The organism is Streptomyces sp. NBC_00104, assembly GCF_045160825.1.
In the GTDB taxonomy this organism is placed as follows: Bacteria; Actinomycetota; Actinomycetes; order Streptomycetales; family Streptomycetaceae; genus Streptomyces.
This window is the reverse complement of record NZ_CP108215.1, coordinates 8938221-8959899: the sequence shown is the minus strand read 5'-3', so window position 1 is coordinate 8959899 and position 21679 is coordinate 8938221. Positions and strand designations below refer to the sequence as shown.

The following is a 21679-nucleotide window of genomic DNA, read 5'->3' as shown; positions in this document are numbered from 1 at the left end:
CAACAGGGGGTCTCGTTTTGAAGGGTGACCCTCCGGATCAATAGGATCCGCCGATGATCACAAGACAACGGCTGACAGCAGGGGTGTTCGTCCTGCTCGCCGTCCTGACGGCCGGGATCGCGGTCCCGTCCACGGCCGTCGCCGACGAGACCACGGCCACCGCGCCCAAGGTCAACCTGCTGCTGGACGTCAGCGGTTCGATGCGGGCGAAGGACATCGACGGCCAGTCCCGCATGGCCGCGGCGAAGCAGGCGTTCAACGAGGTGCTGGACGCCACGCCCGAGGAGGTCCGGCTCGGCATCCGCACCCTGGGCGCCGACTACCCGGGCGACGACCGGAAGACGGGCTGCAAGGACACCGCGCAGCTCTACCCGGTGGGGCCGCTGGACCGCACCGAGGCGAAGACGGCGGTGGCGACGCTCACGCCGACGGGCTGGACCCCGATCGGCCCCGCGCTGCTGAAGGCGGCCGACGACCTGGAGGGCGGCGAGGGCACCAAGCGCATCGTGCTGATCAGCGACGGCGAGGACACCTGCGCCCCGCTCGACCCGTGCGAGGTGGCCCGCGAGATCGCGGCGAAGGGCATCGGCCTGACCATCGACACACTCGGCCTGGTCCCGAACGCCAAGATGCGGCTCCAGCTGAGCTGCATCGCCGAGGCGACCGGAGGCACGTACACGTCGATCGAGCACCGCGACGAACTCACCGACCGCGTCAACCAGTTGGTCGACCGGGCCGCCGACCCGGTGGTCGTACCGAAGGCCGTCGAGGGCGCCGACGCGTGCGCGCGGGCGGAGACGCTCGCGTCGGGTCTGTACACCGACCGCGAGGAGTTCGGCCAGGAGCGCTGGTACCGCGTGGACGTGAAGCCGGGCCAGGAACTGCGCGCCTCGGTGAGCGTCGGGGCCGACCGTGACGTCAACCCGGACTACGGCGTGCTGCTGCGTGCGGTGACCACGAAGAACCGGGAGATCGTACGCGGCGACGCGGCCGGCAACGGCCGTACCGACGTCATCTCGACCGGTCTGCGCTACCCCAAGGCGGAGGCCGAGGACGAGGAGGACGAGGACGTCGCCGAGACGGTCTGTCTCCAGGTGACCCACTCCTACTCGCCGGCGAGCGGCGTGAAGACCACGCCCGGTCTGCCGCTCGAAATCACCATCGACGTCGTGGACGGCCCCGACCAGGCCGCCGATGTCGCCTCCTTCGGCCTCGGCCGCGGCTGGTGGCTGCTCGGCGTGCTGGTGCTCGCCGGATTCCTGGCGGGTGTGCTGTGGGGCTGGCTGTCACGCTGGCGGCTCGCGGTCTGGAGGACCAACTGATGCGGATCACAAGCGTGTTGCGTACGAGGACCACGCCGTCCCGGCGTACGAGGACAGGACCGGCCCGGCGTACGAGGACCGCGGTGGCCCAGGTGGCGACGGCCGCGCTCCTGCTGCTCGGTGCCGCCGTCTCCCCCGCCGTCGCCGACTCCACGCCCCCCGCGAGCCCCTCGGAGGACGGTGACGCGCCCACGGAGGCGGGCACCTCCTTCCGTACGGCCACGGAGTTCGAGCAGGGGCAGACCGCTACGGCGAGCGCCTCGACCGGCGACTACCTGTACTGGTCGTTCCCGGCCGACGCCGGACAGCGGCCCACGGTACGGGCGAGCGTCAAGCTGCCCGAGGGGGCCGAGTCCTCCTCCACCTGGCAGATCGACGTGTACGACGGACTGCGGCGCCGCCAGGCCTGCCAGTACGGGGCGCAGACCCGGACCGCGGGGGCGGAGGCCGGCTCCGTCGAGCTGTCCTGCACCCTGCGCACGGTCCGCGCCTGGTCGGAGCAGTGGGCCGACGACCCGCTGCCGGGCACGTACTACGTCCGCCTGACCACGACCCGGCTGGCCACGGCCGACCTGGGTCTGCCCGTCGACACCGAGGTCGAGGCCGACTCCGAGGACATGGGCGGCGCCGCGGCCGTGGACGGCTCGCTGGCGCAGCCGTTGGTGCCGGGCATCGCCGTCACCTCGTCCCAGGACGACGAGGACGACTCCTCCGCCGGGGCCGTCCTCTCCTCCCTCGAACCCGACGACGGCTGGGCCTCCGGCTGGTGGAACGACCGCTGGCTCTGGACGGCGCTGGGCGCGGCGCTGGCAGCGCTGGCAGGGATCGGCGGCTACACCCTGACACGCGGCTCAGGCCGCCCGGCCCGGGTGCCGCCGCCGGGTGCCTGACCGGTCGCGAAAGGCCCGCCGAACCAACGTGGTTCGGCGGGCCTTTCGCTGGGGCCGCGCGCCCTCAACCGTCATCCGCGGGCCCGGTGGGGGCTGGTCGCGCAGTTCCCCGCGCCCCTGAAAAGCAGGGGCTACGCCCCGTGCTTTTCGTCCCGCAGGACCAGGGTTCTTCAGGCCCGCGGAGCCGTGATTCGTCAGGCCCACAGAGCCGTGCTCCTTCAGGCCCGCAGGGCCTGGTCTTTCAGGGGCGCGGGGAACTGCGCGACCAGCCCCCACCGGACCCGCAGCCGAAGACGGACCGAACCGAATCGGACCGGACCGGACCGGATCGGATCGGACCCCACGTCCCTCACTCACGCCTCCCGCAACTCCTTGGCCAGCGCCCCCTCCCCCACCACCTCGACCCGCCCCTGCCGGACGGCATCCCGCAGCCCCAACTCCCCCCGGCCGAGCGCACCGCAGGTGTCCACGCCGTCGAACGACAGCCGTACGTCCGGCTCCGCGGGCGCGGGCCCCTCCCCGTAGACCGGCCCGTCCTCCGGCCCCACCCAAAGATGGAACTCCCCTTCCTCCAGCCGGACTTCGACCAGCCCCGCACTCCCGCCCCCGAGCCCCCGCAACAACGGCAGCGCGAACCAGTGCGCCCGCACGGCGTCGGTCGGCCGGCGCTCCCCCAGCGCGGCCTCGCCCCACGCCCCCAACGCCTGCAGCACCGGCAGCAACTCCCGCCCCCGCGCGCTGAGTTCATACACATACGCCGCCCCCGGCGGCGGCAGCCGGCGTCGCGTCGTCAGCCCGTCCCGCTCCATGTCCTTCAGCCGCGAGGCGAGGACGTCCGTACTGACCCCCGGCAGGTCCGCGTGCAGATCCGTGTAGCGCCGCGGCCCGGCCAGCAGTTCGCGCACGATCAGCAGGGTCCAGCGGTCACCGACGAGGTCGAGCGCCCGCGCGGCGGAACAGTACTGGTCGTAGCTTCGACGAGGTGACATGGGACGCAGTCTAGACATGTCGTTGGACTTTCCAAGCGCCTACTTGGTAAAACCAAGCAACACAACGAACCGGAGGGCGAGAGCGCATGGAGTTCCGGCAGTCGAGCAAGCTCAGCGAGGTCTGTTACGAGATCCGCGGCCCCGTGATCGAGCACGCCAACGCACTGGAGGAGGCGGGCCACAGCGTGCTGCGCCTCAACACCGGCAACCCCGCACTCTTCGGCTTCGAGGCGCCGGAGGAGATCATCCAGGACATGATCCGGATGCTCCCGCAGGCCCACGGCTACACGGACTCGCGCGGCGTCCTCTCGGCCCGCCGCGCGGTCGCCCAGCGCTACCAGGACCGGGGTCTCGACGTCGACGTGGACGACGTCTTCCTCGGCAACGGCGTCTCCGAGCTGGTCTCCATGGCCGTACAGGCGCTGATCGAGGACGGCGACGAGATCCTGATCCCGGCCCCCGACTTCCCCCTCTGGACGGCGGTGACCACCCTCGCCGGCGGCAAGGCGGTCCACTACCTCTGCGACGAACAGGCCGACTGGTACCCGGACCTCGACGACATGGCGTCGAAGATCACCGACCGCACCAGGGCCGTCGTCATCATCAACCCGAACAACCCCACCGGCGCGGTCTACCCCAAGGAGATCATCGAGGGCATCCTCGACCTCGCCCGCCGCCATGGCCTGATGGTCTTCGCCGACGAGATCTACGACCAGATCCTGTACGACGACGCCGTCCACCACTCGGCCGCCGCGCTCGCCCCCGACCTGGTCGTCCTCACCTTCTGCGGTCTGTCCAAGACGTACCGCGTCGCGGGCTTCCGCTCCGGCTGGCTGGTCGTCACCGGCCCCAGGCAGCACGCCCGCAACTATCTGGAGGGCCTGACGATGCTGGCCTCCATGCGGCTGTGCGCCAACGCGCCCGCCCAGTACGCCATCCAGGCCGCGCTCGGCGGCCGCCAGTCCATCACCGACCTCACCGCCCCGGGCGGCCGCCTCCACGAACAGCGCAACGTGGTGTGGGAGAAGCTCAACGAGATCCCCGGCGTCTCCTGCGTGAAGCCCAAGGGCGCCCTCTACGCCTTCCCCCGTCTCGACCCCAAGGTCCACAAGATCCACGACGACGAGAAGTTCGTCCTGGACCTGCTCCTGCGGGAGAAGATCCAGGTCGTCCAGGGCACCGGCTTCAACTGGCCCACCCCCGACCACTTCCGCATCCTCACCCTGCCGTACGCGGACGACCTGGACGCGGCGATCAGCAGGATCGGGCGGTTCCTGAGCGGGTACCGACAGTAGGGGGCGGGGCGGTCAGGAGCCGGCCGAGCAGGACTCGGGGGCGGGCCGATCCTCCCCCGGCTCCCGGCAGTAGACCTCGCAGGTCGCCTGGGCACCGGGCTCCGCCTCCCTGGAAACCTTGAACTCCGGCCGGAAGTCTGCCTTTTCCCCCGCCTCGTACAGGACGGTCGTGGCGTCGTACGTTCGCGCCGTCAGTTTCGCTGTCTCGTCCCAGGCCTTCTCGGCGGCCCCGGCCTGCTGTTGGCTGTGGATGTCCTGATCGGCGCCGGACGGCGTCAGGATCAGGGCATTGCCCTTCTCGGCTCAGGAGAGGGCGACCTCGCACCACACGGTCTTGGTGTACAGGTCTCCCCTGTCGTGCCCCAGTGGCCGGCCAGGCTTCGACGAGGAGGAGGCCCCGCCCGGACTCCGCGTCCGGCGGCGGTGCCGGGAGCGTCGTCAGTGGGAACAGGCAAGGCCCTCGCCTCGCCTTCGGACCGGATCAGTGGTCGGCCTTTCTCTCCTACGCCGCCGGTCACTGACCTCCGACCACCCGCGCCCCACGTCCGGTTGAGCGCTGGACGCGGGGCGTCGGCACGTCATGGGTAGACCTTCCCCATGACTGACCGACCACTGCTCCTCCTCGACGTCGACGGCCCCCTCAATCCCTTCGGCGCCCGGCTGTGGCGACCGCGTGGCTATGTGACCCGCCGGGTGCACCCCACGAACTGGTCCTCCCGGCAGGAACCGGGGTCGCGGCGGCTGCGCCGGGGCCTGCGGATCCGGCTCAATCCGGCGCACGGGGAGCGACTGCTCGCGCTGCCCTACGAGTTGGCGTGGGCGACGACCTGGATGCACGAGGCCAACGAGATGATCGGGCCGGTGATCGGACTGCCGCGCGACCTGCCGGTCATCGAGTTCGGCAACCTCTTCGCCGAGGACCCGGACGGGCTGTACTGGAAGACCCGGCGGGTCCTGGAGTGGGCCGCGGGCCGGCCGTTCGTCTGGGTCGACGACATGATCACCGACCTCGACGTACGGCATGTGGCCGAGCACCACGACACGGCGGCACTCCTGCTGCGGATCGATCCGCGTCGGGGGCTGCGGGAGGAGGAGTTCACCGAACTGGAGCGGTGGGCCCGTGCCCTGTGAGGCGCGGACGTCGTCGTCGGTGCGCGGCCTCGTAGCCTGGGGGCATGGGTGATCTTCTTCTCGTGCGGCACGGTGAGACCGAGTGGTCGGCGTCCGGGCAGCACACCAGCTGGACCGACATCTCACTGACGGACAACGGCCGTGAGCAGGCGCGCGGCCTCGCCCCGCTGCTCGGCTCGCACCGCATCGGCGCCGCCTTCGTGAGCCCGCTGAAGCGGGCCCGGGAGACCGCCGAGCTGGCCGGGCTCGGCGGGGCGCGCGTCGACCCGGATCTCATCGAGTGGGACTACGGCGGGTACGAGGGGGTCACGACCATCGAGATCCATCGCACCCGACCGGGCTGGTTCCTGTTCACGGACGGGGTCGCACCGGGACCGCCGGAGCATCCCGGGGAGAGCCCGGAGGAGGTCGGGGCGCGCGCCGACCGGGTACTCGCGAGGGCGCACGCGGCGCTGGCGAACACCGAGGGGTGCGTGGTGCTCGTGGCCCATGGGCACTTCCTGCGCGTCCTGACCGCCCGCTATCTCGGGCTGCCCGCCTCCGGCGGGGCGCTGTTCCAGCTGGCCACGGGCACGGTCTGCCGCCTCGGTACGGAGCACGGGCGTCCGGTCGTCGCGGGCTGGAATGTCAGACCCTCCTCGTAGTCTTCGAGTGGGTCGATCCAACTTCTCGCGGGGCGGGTCGGCCATGGCCGGCTCGGGTGAGGGAGGGTGCCGTGACACGACCGCCGACCGCCGCCCAGCGGCGGATCATCGACGCCGCCGAGCCCGTGACCGGACGCCTGGCGGGTACGCCGACGCAGCTCGCGGCGCTGGTGAAGCGGGGCCTGGCCTTCCGGCATCCCCGCCCGCCGCACGACCACTTCCTGACACCGGCCGGGCATCGCGTGCGGGAGACGGTCCAGGCCGAGGAAGGGGCCCCCAAGGAGGACACCGCCCCCGTCTCCGCCCCCACCGAGAGCGGTGTCTTCGCCGCGCGCGTCGGCGGTGAGGAGGCCGCCGCGACGGGGCCGGCCCGCACACGCGAGGTGCACAGCGCCTGGCAGGGACTCCTGGAGTTGCGCCGGATGACCAATCCGGGCGGCGCCACGGACCGCCCGTGCGGATGGGAGCGGGCGCATCTGGTGCGGGCCGCCGCGCTCGCGCTGGAGGCGGCGGGCCACCCACCAGCGGGGGCGGATACGGCGGCGCCGCCGGGCGGCGGCTACCGCGTGCGGGCCACTCCCCAGCCGGAGGCCGTCGCCGTGCGAGAGCCCGACGCGGAGGCGCTGCGGGCCTGCGCGGCGACGCTGGAGCGGGCGGGCTGGCAGGTGGGCGAGCACACGGATCCCCGTACACGGGAGCGGTATCTGCTGGCGTCGCCGAGGCGGACCAGCGGGTGAGCAAGCGCTCAGTAAGCTGATGCGCGTCCTGTTCGCCTCAGATCCTCAGATAGGGGAAGTCATGGCCGAGCCGTTTTCCGTTCCGGTGACCGTGCGCGGGTACGAGACCGATGTGCAGGGGCACCTGAACCAGAGCGTGTATCTCCAGTACGGCGAGCACGCGCGGTGGTCGCTGCTGCAGGCCGCCGGGATCCGTCAGGCCGACCTGATGGCGAAGGGGGTCGGGCCCGTGGCGCTGGAGACGACGATCAGCTACCGGCGGGAGCTGCTGGCCGGTGACGAGGTGGAGGTGACGTGTGTGTTCGTGTGGGGCGAGGGCAAGACGTTCCGCATCGAGCAGACCGTACGCAGGACGGATGGCACCGTGGCGGCCGAGATCACCGGCGTCGGCGGGCTGATGGACCTGAAGATCCGCAAACTGGTGGCGGACCCTCGGGAGCACTTCCGGGCGCTGGCGGCGGACCCCACGCTGTTCGGGCTGTGAGGGCAGTCCCCACTGTTCGGGCTGTGAGGGCGGCCCCCGCTGTCCGGGCCGTGAAGGCGGCCCCCACTGTCCGGACCGTGAAGGCAGTCCCCACTGTCCGGACGGCGGGCGTGGGCCCACGGTCCGGACAGCGGGGTCGCGTCACGGCTTGCGGTCCTCGCCGGACGGCCGCACCGCTCAGCCCAGCGGGTTGAGCAGCTCCGGGTCGTTCTCGAAGGCGAAGAGCAGCAGGTCCGTCATGGTGAACCTGCCCTTCCGGTGGGACGGGAGGCTCGGGCGCCAGCCCGGGTGCTTCACGATCGACCTCCGGCTGCCCTCGATCGCACGGTGGAAGACCTCGGCGACGAGGGTGCCGCCGACGCCGGTGAGGCTGCCGGGGCGGGCTTCGTTCACCTCGGCCTCGCGCAGGACGTAGAACCACAGCGGGGTGTGCTCCACGACCTGTGCGCGCTCGGTGTCGGTGAGGCCCTCCAGGACTGCGCCGCCGTTGCCCCGCAGGATCTGGTCCTCCGTCAGCGGCTTGAAGCCCATCTGGGCGGCCAGTTGCGGCCCGGTGGCCAGCTCGACCATCGCGGCCCGCGTGAGGTTGCGGAACGCGAGGTTGCGCTGGATCGGCGGCGGGGCCGGGCGGCCACGACCGTCGAAGGTACCCGTGGGCAGCGTGGTCAGCGGGTCGACGAGCAGGGTGTCGAGCCGCTTGGCCACGTTGAACTCGCCCTCGGGCACGACCAGGTCGTCCCGGCCGATCTCGCCGAAGTCGAACAGCCGGCGGAAGTCGACGATCCAGTTGCTCGGCAGCCGCAGGTTCTCCCCGGAGTTCGGGTCGTCGAGGTCGCTCAGGTCGTCCGGGCCCGGTGTGAGGTTGCCCGCCGTGCCGCTGAACCGGAACAGCAGGCCGAGCGAGGCGATCGGACCGGGTCCGCCCGCGCGGAACACGCTGTTCCACTGGTAGGCCCCGCGCACCATGCTGTGCCCGAGCCGGTAGGCGGCGACCGAGAACTCGATGGGCATCGTCGGCGTGTCGCCGGGGCGGGTGTAACCGGGCCGCTCGAAGTGCTTGCGCCCCCGGGTGAAGACCCGCTCGACGATGTCCGGGTCGACGATGCGCGGCAGGAAGTCGGTGCGCAGCACCCACTGGTAGTGCTTCACGACGATGTCCCGGGCCGCGTGGAACAGCCGGTGCTCGGGCACTCCGCGCTCGGCGAGGAGGTCGACGACGCGGTTGTGGAAGCGGATGAACGCCAGGTGGAGCTGGCCGACGGCCAGGTTCTCGTCGTTGCGCGCGTCCGGGATGAGCGGGGCACGCTGGTCCGCCCGGGTGCCGCCGGCCGCCTCGCCGGCCCTCGGCAGGTCGAAGCCCTCGCGGTCGATGTTGGACGTCGACTCGGGCGGGAAGGGCACCCCGAGCGTCGTGCCCGTCCTCAGGCGGCCGTCGGACTCGTAGAAGCGGGCACTGCCCGCGTGGTGCGGGCCCATGCCGTAGAGCGAGTCCAGGTCGAGGGCCGGGCTGCGCCCCTGCACCAGATCCTCGACCGGGACCGGCTCACCGAGCCCCACCTGGGTGCGGTCCAGGGTCAGGTCGTGGTCGACGAACTGACCGAGGTAGGTGAATCCCGCCGGGATCGATGTCCCGGGCTCCCCCGAGTCGGGGTCGGCGCCGGCCGTGCCCGTGGTCATGGCCTCGGCCAGCTTGCCGCGCAGGGCCTCGTCGAGCTGGACTCCCTTCTCGCCGAACCGGGAGAAGCGGAAGGCCATCTGCTGCTCGGTCGCGCTCGGTACGCGCGCCACCGCCTCGCCCTTCTCGAACTCCAGGATCCGGCCCTCGTCGACGACGTAGTAGGTCTCGCGATGGTGTCGATGCACCATGTGTGTCCCCGTTCTGTCCCCCGGCCTCGCGAACGGTCACCACCGGACTTACCGGTTCTCTCCGTCGGTACCGGCCCCCACCGGACGCGAAGCGATCATTCGGATAAATCCTTGTTTACCGACAACGCGTCGAGGGTGACGAGGGGTTCCCGAACCAGGAAATCTACTCATATCAACGTAGCCTCGGACTGCCGCTCGAAGCTGCCGGCCTCCCGGCCCTGCGAGGCGTTCACCCGGCCCTGAAATCCGGATGCGCCGCCCGTCGGCCCGCCGTCATGATCGCCGCATGTCATCACGCCCGATCAAACCCAGCCTGTACATCTCCGTCGACGTCGAGGCCGACGGACCGATTCCTGGGCCGTACTCGATGCTCAGTTTCGGTGCGGCCGTCGCGGGGCGGCAGGACGCGGACGGTTTCACGGCGGCCGATCCGGAACAGCGCACCTTCTACCGTGAACTGCGGCCCATCAGCGAGGAGTTCGTGCCGGAGGCGCTGGCGGTGAGCGGGCTCGACCGGCAGCGGCTGGCCGAGAAGGGGGCCGAACCGGGGGCCGCGCTGCGCCGCTTCAGCTCCTGGGTGCGCGAGGTCAGCGCCGACGCGCAGCCGGTGATGTGCGGCTACCCGGCCTCGTACGACTGGACCTTCCTGTACTGGTATCTGATCCGCTTCACCGGGGAGAGCCCCTTCGGGCACTCGGGGTGTCTCGACATGAAGACGCTGTACGCGACGAAGGCCGGAATCCCGCTGCGGGCGGTCTCCAAGCGGACGATGCCTCAGCACCTCCTCTCCCGCCGTCGGCACACCCACCACGCCCTGGACGACGCGATCGAGCAGGCGGATCTGCTGGCGAACCTGATGGCCTGGGACGGCCCCGCCGTCTGACGGGGCCGCCGTCTGACGGGGCCGCCGTCTGACGGGGCCGCCGTCTGACGGGGCCGGGACGCTCGCGTCCGGCCCACCGGCCGACGGTAGGCTGACGCGGCGGAAGGAGCCATTCACGCCGGGTTCTCCCCCGTGTGGCCCTGTGTCTGCGCACAAGTGAGGTTTCGGCGGGTATTCCTCCCACGGCGTACCCCCCACCGCACCCCGGAGACACCATGCCGCTCGCCCGCCGTGCCCTGCTCGCCGCCTTCGCCGCCGGTTCCGCCGCCGCCTGCACCTCGGCGCGCGCGATCCCCTCGGACGACGCTCCCCGCACCGACAATGCTCTGCGCACGGCCTCGTCGGCGGCCCGGAGACTGTTGCCGAACCACTGGCGGCAGATCACGTTCACCGAAGGGAAGGAACGGGACACCTTCCGCGTCTCGGGAAGCGCCGGGCACATCGCCGTCGCCGGAGACACCCCGGCGACCCAACTCACCGGCCTGAACTGGTACTTGAGGCACATCGCGTACGCCGAGATCAACTGGGCGGGCGAGCAGACGAACCTCCTGCCGCGCCAGTTGCCGGGCCTCGACGGGACGATCAGCCGCCGGGCGAACGTCACCCACCGCTTCGCCCTCAACGACACCAACGACGGCTACACCGGCGCGTACCTCGACTGGACGTACTGGGAGCGCGAGCTGGACGTGCTGGCGCTGCACGGCTACAACGAGGTCCTCGTCTACGCGGGCGCGGACGCGCTGTACCACCGGGTGTTCCAGGAGTTCGGGTACGGGGAGGAGGAGCTGCGGGGGTGGATCCCGGGCCCGGCCCATCAGCCGTGGTGGCTGCTGCAGAACCTGTCCGCCTTCCCCTCCCCCGTCTCCTCCCAGCTCCTGGACGCGCGGGCCGTCCTCGGCCGCCGGATCGCCGACCGGGCGCGTGAGCTGGGGATGACGCCGGTGTTCCCCGGCTACTTCGGGACGGTCCCGGCCGGTTTCGCGGAGCGCGTTCCGGGGGCGCGGACCGTGCCGCAGGGCGACTGGATGGGCTTCGCGCGCCCCGACTGGCTGGACCCGCGCACGGACGAGTTCACGCGGGTGGCGGCGGCCTTCTACCGGGTGCAGGACGAGATGTTCGGCCCGTCGACCCTGTACAAGATGGACCTGCTGCACGAGGGCGGCGACCCGGGTGACGTGCCGGTCGCCGATGCGGCGAAGGGCGTCGAGCGGGCGCTCCAGCGGTCCCACCCGGGGGCCACCTGGGTGATCCTCGGCTGGCAGCACAACCCGCCGCGCGCGATCGTCGACGCCGTCGACAAGACGCGCATGCTCGTCGTCGACGGACTCTCCGACCGTTTCCCCACGGTCACCGACCGCGAGGCCGACTGGGGCGACACCCCGTACGCCTTCGGGTCGATCTGGAACTTCGGCGGCCACACCACGCTCGGCGCGAACACCCCCGACTGGGCCGCGCTGTACGAGAAGTGGCGTACCGAGGACGGCAGTCGGCTGCACGGGATCGCCCTGATGCCGGAGGCTGCGGACAACAACCCGGCCGCCTTCGCCCTGTTCTCCGAACTCGCCTGGCGGGAAGGCGAGTTGGACCTCAAGCGCTGGTTCGCGGAGTGGGCGCACGCCCGGTACGGGGCCGGCGATCCGCATGCCGAGGCCGCCTGGGACATCCTGCGCCGCACCGCGTACGGCACCACCCGCGCCGACTCGTGGAGCGAGGGCGCCGACGGCCTCTTCGGCGCCCGCCCGGCCCTGAACGTCGTACGGGCCGGCCGCTGGTCACCGAAGCAACTCCGCTACAGCGCCGCCGACTTCGAGCCCGCGCTCGGTGAACTGCTGCAGGTACGAGCCGAGCTGCGAGCGTCGTCGGCCTATCGTCGCGACCTCCTCGACGTGGCCCGTCAGGCGCTCTCCAACCGCAGCCGGGTGATGCTGCCCCACATCAAGGCGGCGTACGACGACGGCGACGAGGCCCGCTTCGCGGAGTTGAGCGGTGACTGGCTCTCGCTCATGGACCTGCTGGACGAGCTGATGGCCACCGACTCCCGTCACCTGCTGGGCCGTTGGGTCGCCGACGCCCGCTCCTGGGGTGCGGGTGCCGCCGAGCGGGACCAGCTGGCGTACGACAATCTGTCGCTGCTGACCGTGTGGGGAACACGGAAGGGCGCGGACGCGGGGCTGCGGGACTACGCCAACCGGGAGTGGGCGGGGCTGGTCGGCGGGCTGTACCGGCTGCGCTGGTCGACGTACTTCGAGGAGCTGAGGGTCGCGCTGGCGGCGGGCCGCGCGCCCGCGAAGATCGACTGGTTCGCCCTGGAGGACCGCTGGGCGCGGAACCCGGGCCCGCTCGCCACCGAGCCGACCGGGGACACGTACACGGTCGCCGCACAGGTGCGGGACCGGCTCACAGCGCTCTCCTGACGGATCACAGCCCCCTGCCACGGCACCCTCACGCCTTTCCCAGTCGGTCGCGCGAACCTCAACTACCTTCAACTCCCTTTACAGCGCGCCTACTTGGAGATCACACGTGTCGTTGCCGCCCACCCGAGCCACAGCACACCGTCCAGCGTCACACCATCCGGCGTCACACCGTCCGGCCTCCCGCCGTCTGCTGCTGACTGAAGTACACGGCTCTGGTCGAGGGCCGTCCCCCTCGACCAGAGTTCAGCGCGTCACGCCTCGGCGGCGATCCGTGCCAGGCGCCGGGCCTCGTCCCTCGTGGAGCGGGCGATCGCGTCCTCGTCGACGTGCAGCAGGCGGCCGTTCTCCACGATCTGCCGGCCGTTCACGAACGACGCCGTCACCGGGGCGGCCGCGCCGAAGACCAGGGCGGTCACCGGGTCGGCGATCGACGCGTGGGCGAGGGTGTCGAGCTTCCAGAGGACGAGGTCGGCGAGCTTGCCGCTCTCCAGCGAGCCGATCTCGCCCGCCCGGCCCAGGACCTGGGCGCCGCCGAAGGTGCCGAGGCGCAGTGCCTGACGGGCGTTGAGAGCCGCTTCGCGGTGGGCGCCGAGCCGGTTGATGAGGAGCGCGTTGCGCAGCTCGGTGTGGAGTTCGCCGGACTCGTTGGACGCGGTGCCGTCGACGCCGAGGCCGACCGGGACACCGGCGGCCAGCATGTCCGGGACGCGCGCGATCCCCGCCGCCAGCCGGGCGTTGGACGACGGACAGTGGGCGACGCCCGTCCTCGTACGGGCGAAGGCCTCGATGTCGGAGTCGTTCATGTGGACGCAGTGGGCCATCCACACGTCCTCGCCGAGCCAGCCCGTCGACTCGAAGTAGTCGGTGGGGCCCATGCCGAACAACTCGTGGCAGAACTTCTCCTCCTCGACGGTCTCCGAGCCATGGGTGTGCAGCCGCACACCGAGGCGGCGGGCCAACTCGGCGCCCTGGCGGAGCAGTTCGGTGGAGACGGAGAACGGCGAGCAGGGGGCGACGGCGATCTGGGTCATCGCGCCGAAGGAGGCGTCGTGGTGCTTGCCGACCGTCTCCTCGGTGGCGGCGAGCGCGCCCTCCAGGGTCTCGACGGCGAAGTCCGGGGGCAGTCCGCCGTCCTTCTCGCTGCGGTCCATGGAGCCGCGGGCGAGTGTGAAGCGGACGCCCATCTCGCTCGCCGCCCGGATGATGGAGCCCGACAGGTCGCCGGAGCCCTTCGGGAAGACGTAGTGATGGTCCATGGCCGTGGTCACGCCACCGCGGGCCATCATGCCGAGCGAGCCCTGGGCCGCCGCGTACGTCATGCGCTCGTCGATGCGGGCCCAGGTCGGGTAGAGCGCGACGAGCCAGTCGAAGAGGTTGTGGTCCGTGGCCAGGCCCCGGGTGATCCACTGGTAGAAGTGGTGGTGGGTGTTGACCAGACCGGGGGTCACGAGGTGCCCGCTCGCGTCGATCCGGCGTACGACGTCCGTCAGACCCTCGGGGGCCCTGCCCTCGCCGACCGACTCGATGACGTTGTCCGCCACGACCACATGACCGGACGCGTACTCGGTGTCCCGCGCGTCCACGGTCGCGATCGCCGCGTTCTCGATGACGAGGCGCTGGGTTGCTGCCATGGTCCGTCCTTCAGAGGTCACTTCAGAGGTCTCTTCAGAGGTTGGTGAGGTCCGCCGGGATCTTCGCTTCGCACCCGTCCCGCAGGACGGTGGCCTCGATCAGGCCGTAGGGGCGGTCGGCGGCGAAGTACACGGCTCCGTCGGCGGTGTCGTTCTTGAGCCCGAACGGCGCCAGGTCCACCAGGAAGTGGTGCTTGTTCGGGAGGGAGAAGCGGACCTCGTCGATCTCGTCGCGGTTATCGATGATCCGCGCGCCCATCTGGTACAGGGTCTGCTGGAGCGAGAGCGAGTACGTCTCCGCGAAGGCCTGGAGCAGGTGCTTCCTCACCTGCTCGTAGGACGCCTCCCAGTCGGGCATCCGCCGCTCGTCGTCGGTCCAGTTGAAGCGCCAGCGGCCGGAGACGTCGGTGGCGAGGATGCGGTCGTGCGCCTCGGGCAGGGTCGTGTACTTGTCCTTGACGTAACCCCAGAACTCGGAGTCCGTCGAGTTCATGACGGTGAGGTCCTTGAGGCCGGAGACGACCTCCCACGACGAGCCGTCGTACGTGATCTGGGCCAGCCGGGTCTCCTGGCCCTTGCGGACGAAGGAGTGCGCGCCCTCACCGGAGTGCTCGATGCGCTCCCAGGAGTACTCCTCGACGCGGATGCGGGCCCGGTGGATGGCCGGCTGGGAGGTCACGAAGTGCCGGGCGAGATGGATGCCGAACTGCTCGGCGGACTCGATGCCGTGCTCCTTGGCGAAGGCGTACACCGTGTTCTTGGTGGTGTCCGTCGGCAGGACGCTGGCGTTGGAGCCGGAGAGGTGGACCTCGTCCATGTCGCCGCTCAGCGACACGGACACGTTCAGGTCCTTGATGTGGTGGGTGGCGCCGTCCCGCGTGATCTTGACGACCCGGTTCTCGGCCTTGCCGTACTGGTTCTGTCCCAACACCGGGCGGGCAGGGCGGGAATTGTCGGCCATGGGTGCTAGCTCCCTCGGTATACGGAGTAGCCGAACGGGTTGAGCAGCAGCGGTACGTGGTAGTGCTCGCCGGGGTTCACGGCGAAGGTGATCGCCACCTCCGGGAAGAACACGGCACCGCTGTCCCGATTCGCGGGGGCGTCCTGCTGCGCATCGGCTTGCTTCTTCACGGTCCTTGCGAGGTAGGGCTCGACCTCGAAGTCGAGCCGTACGTGGGTGGTGCCCTCCGGCAGGGCCGGCAGGTCCTTGCACCGGCCGTCGGCGTCGGTCGCCGAGCCGCCGAGCGCCTGCCAGTCCGCGCCGCGACCCGAGCGGGCGGCGAGGCGGACGGCGACGCCCTCGGCGGGGCGGCCGACGGTGGTGTCCAGGATGTGCGTGGACACCGAGGCGGTCGTGGGGGTGCTCATGATCGGGCTTCCTCTTCCACTTCGACGAGCCGGGCCAGGCGGATGCGGTTGATCTTGCCCAGTTCGGTGCGGACGATCTCGCGTTCCCGTTCCGGCGCGTTGCCGATCCGCTCCCTGACCGCGTCGCGCATCTGCTCGCCGGTACGGCCGGTGGCGCAGATCAGGAACACATGGCCGAACTTCTCCTGGTAGGCCAGGTTCAGTTCGAGCATCTCCGCCTTGAGCTCGTCGGAGGCGCCGGCCATACCGCGCTGCTCACGGGCCGAGGTCGGGTCGCCCGGCTTCGGTCGGCCGATCGGCGGATGTCCGGCCATCGCCTCCGCCAGATCCCCATCGGTCAGCTCGGCCATGGCGGCGTCACTGGCCGCGAAGAGCTCCTCGACGGTGGCGTACGGGCGGCCGACGAGGAGCCTGCGCCCCCACTCCGCCGAGGCGCACGCCTCGTGGAGCGCCGCGGTGGCCGCGTGCTCCTCCAGGGTGTTGAAACGGGCGAGGCCCGGTGTCGAAGAACGCGAAGTCACGGGAGCCTCCGTGGCCGTGGTGCTGGACTGACTACGGCAAGCTAACGCCGAGCGACGACACCACGTCAACAGTTTGTTGAAAAATCGCGGTTACGTCGAGGGGCGGGAGGGCCCTGAGCCCTGGGCCCAGGCGGGGGGACTGGGAGGCTGGGACCACGGCGAGGCCTGGGTATGCCCCTCAGACCTCCTTCTCGCGGTTGAGGTAGTTGTAGACGGTGAAGCGACTGACGCCGAGCGCGCTCGCGACGGTCTCCACGCCGTGGCGCACGGAGAAGGCGCCGCGCGCCTCCAGTATCCGTACGACCTCCTGCTTGGCCCTGCGGTCGAGGTCGGCCAGCGGCCTGCCCTTCTGGCGTTCCATCGCGGCCAGGATGTGATCCAGCGACTCGGCGAGCTGCGGCAGCCGTACGGCGACGACGGCGGTGCCCTCCCAGGAGAGGACGACGTCGTCGGGACCGGCCTCGTCCGGCGGCAGCATGGCCCCGCCCATGGCGTCGACCAGCGGCTTGACGGCCGCGACGAAGGGCTCGTCACCGGCGCCGGTCACTCGCCGCCCTCCCCGATCACGTTGACCTGGAGCGAGATCCGGGTGGCGCCGGCCTCCAGGGTCCGGCGCAGCAGGGCGTCCACGGCGGTGAGCACGGCGTCGGCGCCGCCCTCCGCCGTGTTGCCGAACGGGCCGACGTCGACCGCGTCCAGCTCGGCCGCCTCGACGACCTCGCGGGCCACCAGCGCGTGCGCCGGGGCCTCGTCGAGGTCGAAGGGCTCGGTCGTGAACTCCACTCTCAATCGCATCGCGCCCCCAGAACACGCATCCGACCCGCACGTTCGCCCAGATCACCCGTCGTGCGGGCACATCGGGACGGCACGGGGGTGCGTCGGTCGACCGCTTCACAGCCGCGAGCACCCCGGGCCCATCAATTTCACGGGACGGAGTCGCTCCGTCCGCCACGAGGCGACCCTAACCGACCAGGGCATCCCTTCGCCCAGCACGTGACGGAGCCTCGCCCTGCAGGTGAGGCGGCGCCGCCCCGGCCCGCGCCTCCATCGAGGAACTCCTCCCCGACATCCTCGACGGCACCGTCGAGCCGGGCCGCGTCTTCGACCACGCCGTCGGCTTCGACGGCGTGCCGGACGGCTACCGCGCCATGGCCGGCCGCACCGCCCTGAAAACCCCCATCCGCCCCTGATCGCAGCGCCGCCGCGCACGCGAGGAGACCACCTGGGCCTACCTGGACCTACCGCACCAGCCGGTCCCGCTGGAGCAGGACGCGCCCGGGGCCCTGGACGCGGTCCGGGACGAGGCCAACATGCCGCTAGAGCGAGAGCCGTAGCGAGTGCGCGACGAGCTCGACGCCTTCAGGGCGCCCGCCGGCGCCTGACGCCATGGTCACGGCGATCAGCGTCGGGGGCGGCCACGGCCCGAGGGACCGCCGACCGACGGGGGCGGCCGCCGCCCGAGGGACCGCCGGGCATCCCGCGACGTCCGTGTCCGTGCCCGAACCGGGTGGCCGTGCCCGAACCGGGTGGCCCGGGCCGAACCGGGTGGCCCGGAAGGCCGCGGTCACAGAAGGGGAGAGGGTCCGTCCCGGACCGTCAGCAGCGCCAGATGGGCGAGGTCTCCCGGCGGAGGGGTCGTTACCGACCACAACGGCGCCGGGGATCCGTCGGCGACCGCGGCCGGGGCGTCGGTCAGGTTCATCCGCTCGCGCAGACGGCCGTAGAAGTCCATCGGCCCCAGCCGGACGGCCCGCAGGCGACGCGGGGCGGCGTACACGCCGATCCAGTCACCCGGGTCCAGAACGCCCCGCACTTGGCCGTCGATACTGACCGCGGCCGGCCCCGACCGTTCGAGGACCCGCAGTCCGACGGGCTCGTCGGGGGCCGTGACGACCGACCGGTCGAAGGCCATGTGCGGGGCGACCGGCGTGAAGACGAGCACCTCCGCACGAGGTGAGACGACAGGGCCGCCGGCGGCGAAGCTGTAGGCGGTCGAACCGGTCGGGGTGGCCACCAGCAGCGCGTCGGCGGAGTAGGACGCCAGGAGCCGCCCCGAGACGTACACACCGGCCGACACCTGCCGGTCCCTCACCAGCTTCTCCAGGACGACGTCGTTGAGCGCGGTGACGTCCAGGGGGATGCCCCACTCGTCGTCGACCTCGCAGTCGGGGCGTACCTGGGGCGGCGGCAGGAGCGGACCGCGCCCGTACCGCACCCACTCCTCCATGCCCGCCGGCACCTCCAGGCGGCGGGACGCCCGGAGGGCGAGCAGCATGCGGGTGTCGATCCTGAGCCGGTCCTCGCGCACCGCGTCCAGTGCCTCGCGCACCGCCGAGGACGACACCTCGGTCAGGAAGCCCACCCGCCCCAGATCGACGCCCAGGACCAGGGCGTCGTTCTCCGCCGCCAGCCGGGCGCCCCGCAGGAAGGTGCCGTCTCCGCCCAGGGTGACGATGAGGTCGGGGTCACCTGCGGCCCCGACCTCCTCACGAGCGGTGCGCCGCCCACCGTCGTGCCATACGTCGATGTCCGTGCACCGCACGCCGTGCTCCTCGCACCACGCACGGACCACCCCGGCCGCCTCCACGGCCTCCACGCGCCCGCCGTGTACGACGAGACCGAGTCGGCTCACCGTCATCTCTGCCTCCCGGAAATCTCCGTCACCAGGTCGCGGCGACGGTGCGGGGCGCGGTCCACGTCTCGCCTTCGCGTGCGTCGTCGGTGCCCGGTCACGTCGTCGGTGGTCGGTCGCCTCGTCGATGGTCGGTCGTAGTCACCAGTTCCCGCTGGTGCCGTACGCAGTCGTCCGGGTTCGTGTTCTCTCGACCGCCGCCGTGCGTCCCGCTCGGCGAGCTCCGCGGCGCCGCGAACCTTGCGGTGGCGCGGCCGGCGGTCAGGCGGCGAAGGCGGCGAGCAGCTCGTTGTACTGCTTGGCGGAGGTGGCCAGGTCCTCGTCGGAGAGGCCGAAGGCGGTGCCGTACACCTTGACCATCGGCTGCTGGATGTCGAACTGGCAGAGCCGCAGGGTCGCGTGCCAGCTGCCGAGGAGGGTCTCGAGAGTGGCCTGGTTCGAGCCTTCGGGGGTGCAGTGCTCGGCGGGGACGCCCGCGGTGACGGCGACGACTGCCTTCTTGCCGGCCAGCTGCGAGGCGGATCCGTCCATGGTGAAGGCCCAGGAGCACTGGTTGGGCCGGCAGCAGCGGTCAGCGGTCGACGGTGGCCATGTTGGCCTCGTCGTGGCGCTCGCCCGCGGCCGGCGTGAGGTTGTTCAGGCGGTCGAGCTGAGCGGCGCCGAGTTCGATGCCGTCGGCGGCGGTGTTCTCCTCGACGCGCGAGACCCGGCGGGTGCCGGGGATGGGGGCGATGTCGTCACCGCGGGTCAGCAGCCATGCCAGCGCGGTCTGGGCCGGGGTGGCTCCGATCTCGGCGCCGATGGCCCGCACCTCGTCGACGATGCGCAGGTTGCGCCGGAAGTTCTCGCCCGTGAAGCGCGGGTTGGTCTTGCGCCAGTCGTCATCGGTGAAGTCGTCGACGGTGCGGATCTGCCCGGTCAGCAGGCCGTGCCCCAGCGGCGAGTAGGGAACGAACCCGATGCCGAGCTCGCGCAGCAGCGGGAGGATCTCGGCCTCGACGTCGCGGGTCCAGAGCGAGTATTCGGTCTGCAGCGCGGCCACCGGATGCACGGCGTGTGCCCGGCGGATCGTCTCGGGCCCCGCCTCGGAGAGCCCGATGTGGCGCACCTTGCCCTCGGCGACCAGCTCGGCCAGCGCGCCGATGGTCTCCTCGATGGGTGCGTTCGGGTCGACGCGGTGCTGGTAGTAGAGGTCGATGTGGTCGGTGCCGAGCCGCTTGAGCGAGCCCTCGACCGCGGCCTTCACGTTGCCGGCGCTGCTGTCGATCACACGGGGGCCGCCGCCGCTGTGGGAGACGAGACCGAACTTCGTCGCGATGACGACGTCGTCGCGCCGTCCCTTGACGGCCTTCCCGACGAGTTCCTCGCTGTGGAAGGGGCCGTAGATCTCGGCGGTGTCGATGTGGGTGACCCCCAGATCCAGCGCCCGGTGGACGGTACGGATCGACTCCGCGTCGTCGAGCTCCCCGCCCGTGGTGTACGTGCCGGCCATGGTCATGGCTCCCAGGCCGATGCGCGAGACATCGAGCCCGCCCAGTGATACGTGCTTCATCAGGTACTCCTTGTCGTGACGGCCGTCGGGCCCGGTCGGTGGTGGTGGTGATCGGTGTGGTGCGCCCCCGGCCGGCCGTGCTGCGCTGATCGGCGCGCGGCCGGCGCGGGCACCGTGCGCCCGCCGGCGGCTTCCGCCACGGGTGCGCTGACGGGCTCTGCCCTGAGGGCGCTGACGGATTCCGCCCTGGCGGCGCTGACGGTTCCGCCCCGGGGTGCACCCGACCGCGGCCCTCGCGTCGGCCGTGTGTGGGGCGTCCTGCTCAGGCGTGTGCGTCGTCGTGGGCCAGGCTGCCGCCCAGCTCGCGGGAGGCCTCGGCCTGGGCGAGGAGTTCCTTCGCCTTGGCCTCGGCGGCCTCGATGGCGTCCGCGCCGGCGACGAAGCGCGGCAGGGGCTTGTCCTGGCCGGCGATGGCGAGCAGGGCGCGGGCGAGTTTGGCGGGGTCGCCGGGCTGCCGGCCGTTCATGCTCTTCATGCCCTCGATCCTCGGGGCGGTACGCGGGGCGTAGTCGTCGATGGACAGCTCGGGCCAGATGGTGGACCCGTCCACGAGGAGCTCGGTACGGAAGTAGCCGGGCTCCACGACCGTGGTGTGGATGTTGTACGGCTCGACGTCGTGGCGCAGGGACTCCATCCAGCCCTCTTCCGCGAACTTGGAGGCGGCGTAGGCGGAGGTGAACTCCATGCCGACCAGACCGGCGGTCGAGGTGATGGTGATGACATGGCCGGCGCGCTGCTTGCGCATGAGGGGCAGGATGGCGCGGGTGACGTTCATCGGGCCGAAGAGGTTCGTCTCGAACTGCCGGCGCATCTGCTCGGGCGAGATCTCCTCGAAGTAGCCGGTGAAGAGGTTCCCGGCGTTGTTGATCAGGACGTCGATGCGGCCGAAGCGGTCGACGGTGGCCCGCGCGGCGGCCTCGGCGGCCTCGGCGCTGGTGATGTCGAGCCTGGTGACCAGCAGGTTGTCCTGCGGTCCGCCCAGGGTCTTCTCGACCTCTTCGGGGCGGCGGCCGGTGGCGACGACCTGGTGGCCGGCGGCGAGGGCCTCGCGGGCGATGTCCGTGCCCAGACCGCGTCCGGCACCGGTGACGAGAATGACCTTGCTCATGGGGGGTCCTCATCCTTGAGTAAGCGGCTCCGGGCGGTCCCCGCGGAGGGACCGCCGACCGGCGGCACGAGCGCCGCCGTATCCGGGCCGTTCACACCGCCGTGGGCGGTGCACCACCAACAGAACCGGTTGTCGCGGGCGGGTGGGAGTCCCTGATGAGGGGGTCACTGACAGGGACCCCCAACCCCGCGGAAGCACTCGTAGAGTGAGGC

Annotated in this window: 21 protein-coding genes and 1 pseudogene; 10 read left to right on the top strand and 12 right to left on the bottom strand. The window is 71.4% G+C overall.

The genetic code is table 11. From position 1 onward, the window contains the following. The first annotated feature begins 53 nt into the window (after positions 1-53). Together OG272_RS39240 and OG272_RS39235 are read left to right on the top strand one after the other, a co-directional pair. A complete protein-coding gene (locus OG272_RS39240) occupies positions 54-1322 on the top strand; it encodes a VWA domain-containing protein (RefSeq protein WP_405895648.1) in 1269 nt (422 codons plus the stop codon). Then, positions 1322-2212, top strand: a complete 891-nt coding sequence (locus tag OG272_RS39235) for a hypothetical protein (RefSeq protein ID WP_405895647.1) — start codon at positions 1322-1324, stop codon at positions 2210-2212. Before OG272_RS39240 ends, OG272_RS39235 begins: the two co-directional genes overlap by 1 nt. 353 nt (positions 2213-2565) lie before the next feature. Here OG272_RS39235 and OG272_RS39230 read toward each other — a convergent pair whose 3' ends face one another. Next, the gene (locus OG272_RS39230; RefSeq protein ID WP_327727108.1) at positions 2566-3201 is read right to left on the bottom strand and encodes a helix-turn-helix domain-containing protein; all 636 of its coding nucleotides are present in this window, start codon (positions 3199-3201) and stop codon (positions 2566-2568) included. 86 nt (positions 3202-3287) lie between these two features. On the opposite strand from OG272_RS39230, the gene OG272_RS39225 reads away from it, so the two are divergent. From OG272_RS39225 to OG272_RS39205, 5 genes are all read left to right on the top strand, one after another. Further along, on the top strand, positions 3288-4496 hold the full coding sequence (locus OG272_RS39225) for a pyridoxal phosphate-dependent aminotransferase (RefSeq protein WP_326575132.1): 1209 nt from the start codon (positions 3288-3290) through the stop codon (positions 4494-4496). Between the two features lie 597 nt (positions 4497-5093). Then, positions 5094-5627 (top strand): HAD domain-containing protein, encoded by a 534-nt coding sequence (locus tag OG272_RS39220; RefSeq protein WP_327727109.1) that lies wholly within the window; start codon positions 5094-5096, stop codon positions 5625-5627. A 44-nt stretch (positions 5628-5671) separates the two neighbouring features. After that, a complete protein-coding gene (locus tag OG272_RS39215) occupies positions 5672-6271 on the top strand; it encodes a histidine phosphatase family protein (RefSeq protein ID WP_327727110.1) in 600 nt (199 codons plus the stop codon). Positions 6272-6342: 71 nt separating this feature from the next. After that, positions 6343-7008, top strand: coding sequence for a hypothetical protein (locus OG272_RS39210; protein WP_326575140.1), 666 nt, complete (start codon positions 6343-6345; stop codon positions 7006-7008). A 61-nt stretch (positions 7009-7069) separates the two neighbouring features. Further along, positions 7070-7492: an acyl-CoA thioesterase gene (locus OG272_RS39205; protein WP_326575142.1), complete on the top strand. Its 423-nt coding sequence runs from the start codon at positions 7070-7072 to the stop codon at positions 7490-7492. Between the two features lie 177 nt (positions 7493-7669). On the opposite strand, the gene OG272_RS39200 is transcribed toward OG272_RS39205, so the two are convergent. After that, positions 7670-9358 carry a heme peroxidase family protein gene (locus OG272_RS39200; RefSeq protein ID WP_326575144.1) on the bottom strand — a complete coding sequence of 563 codons (1689 nt, stop codon included), beginning with the start codon at positions 9356-9358 and terminating at the stop codon, positions 7670-7672. A 286-nt stretch (positions 9359-9644) separates the two neighbouring features. On the opposite strand from OG272_RS39200, the gene OG272_RS39195 reads away from it, so the two are divergent. Together OG272_RS39195 and OG272_RS39190 are read left to right on the top strand one after the other, a co-directional pair. Next, entirely contained in the window at positions 9645-10241 is a 597-nt protein-coding gene (locus OG272_RS39195; protein ID WP_326575146.1) for a 3'-5' exoribonuclease domain-containing protein, read from the top strand. Positions 10242-10456: 215 nt separating this feature from the next. Then, positions 10457-12655: an alpha-N-acetylglucosaminidase gene (locus OG272_RS39190; protein WP_405895646.1), complete on the top strand. Its 2199-nt coding sequence runs from the start codon at positions 10457-10459 to the stop codon at positions 12653-12655. A 251-nt stretch (positions 12656-12906) separates the two neighbouring features. On the opposite strand, the gene OG272_RS39185 is transcribed toward OG272_RS39190, so the two are convergent. The 6 genes from OG272_RS39185 to OG272_RS39160 form a co-directional block, all read right to left on the bottom strand. Then, the gene (locus OG272_RS39185; protein WP_326575150.1) at positions 12907-14286 is read right to left on the bottom strand and encodes an 8-oxoguanine deaminase; all 1380 of its coding nucleotides are present in this window, start codon (positions 14284-14286) and stop codon (positions 12907-12909) included. A 34-nt stretch (positions 14287-14320) separates the two neighbouring features. After that, positions 14321-15247, bottom strand: a complete 927-nt coding sequence (gene pucL, locus OG272_RS39180) for a factor-independent urate hydroxylase (protein ID WP_327727113.1) — start codon at positions 15245-15247, stop codon at positions 14321-14323. A gap of 5 nt (positions 15248-15252) precedes the next feature. Next, entirely contained in the window at positions 15253-15654 is a 402-nt protein-coding gene (uraH, locus tag OG272_RS39175) for a hydroxyisourate hydrolase (RefSeq protein ID WP_326575155.1), read from the bottom strand. Next, entirely contained in the window at positions 15651-16175 is a 525-nt protein-coding gene (gene uraD, locus OG272_RS39170) for a 2-oxo-4-hydroxy-4-carboxy-5-ureidoimidazoline decarboxylase (protein ID WP_327727114.1), read from the bottom strand. The genes uraH and uraD overlap by 4 nt, the downstream gene beginning before the upstream one ends. A 178-nt stretch (positions 16176-16353) precedes the next feature. Continuing rightward, the gene (locus OG272_RS39165; protein ID WP_326575159.1) at positions 16354-16722 is read right to left on the bottom strand and encodes a helix-turn-helix domain-containing protein; all 369 of its coding nucleotides are present in this window, start codon (positions 16720-16722) and stop codon (positions 16354-16356) included. Further along, positions 16719-16970 carry a hypothetical protein gene (locus tag OG272_RS39160; protein WP_326575161.1) on the bottom strand — a complete coding sequence of 84 codons (252 nt, stop codon included), beginning with the start codon at positions 16968-16970 and terminating at the stop codon, positions 16719-16721. The genes OG272_RS39165 and OG272_RS39160 overlap by 4 nt, the downstream gene beginning before the upstream one ends. 224 nt (positions 16971-17194) lie before the next feature. Here OG272_RS39160 and OG272_RS39155 point away from each other — a divergent pair. Further along, positions 17195-17365: pseudogene (locus OG272_RS39155) on the top strand (IMP dehydrogenase); the annotation flags it as partial. Positions 17366-17739: 374 nt separating this feature from the next. Here the strand turns inward: OG272_RS39155 and OG272_RS39150 are convergent. The 4 genes from OG272_RS39150 to OG272_RS39135 form a co-directional block, all read right to left on the bottom strand. Continuing rightward, entirely contained in the window at positions 17740-18813 is a 1074-nt protein-coding gene (locus tag OG272_RS39150) for an NAD(+)/NADH kinase (RefSeq protein ID WP_327727132.1), read from the bottom strand. A gap of 255 nt (positions 18814-19068) precedes the next feature. Continuing rightward, positions 19069-19338 carry an NAD(P)H-dependent oxidoreductase gene (locus OG272_RS39145; protein ID WP_326575167.1) on the bottom strand — a complete coding sequence of 90 codons (270 nt, stop codon included), beginning with the start codon at positions 19336-19338 and terminating at the stop codon, positions 19069-19071. Positions 19339-19378: 40 nt separating this feature from the next. Continuing rightward, positions 19379-20359, bottom strand: a complete 981-nt coding sequence (locus tag OG272_RS39140) for an aldo/keto reductase (RefSeq protein ID WP_327727133.1) — start codon at positions 20357-20359, stop codon at positions 19379-19381. A 262-nt stretch (positions 20360-20621) separates the two neighbouring features. Further along, the gene (locus OG272_RS39135; protein ID WP_405895645.1) at positions 20622-21467 is read right to left on the bottom strand and encodes an SDR family oxidoreductase; all 846 of its coding nucleotides are present in this window, start codon (positions 21465-21467) and stop codon (positions 20622-20624) included. Positions 21468-21679 lie beyond the last annotated feature (212 nt).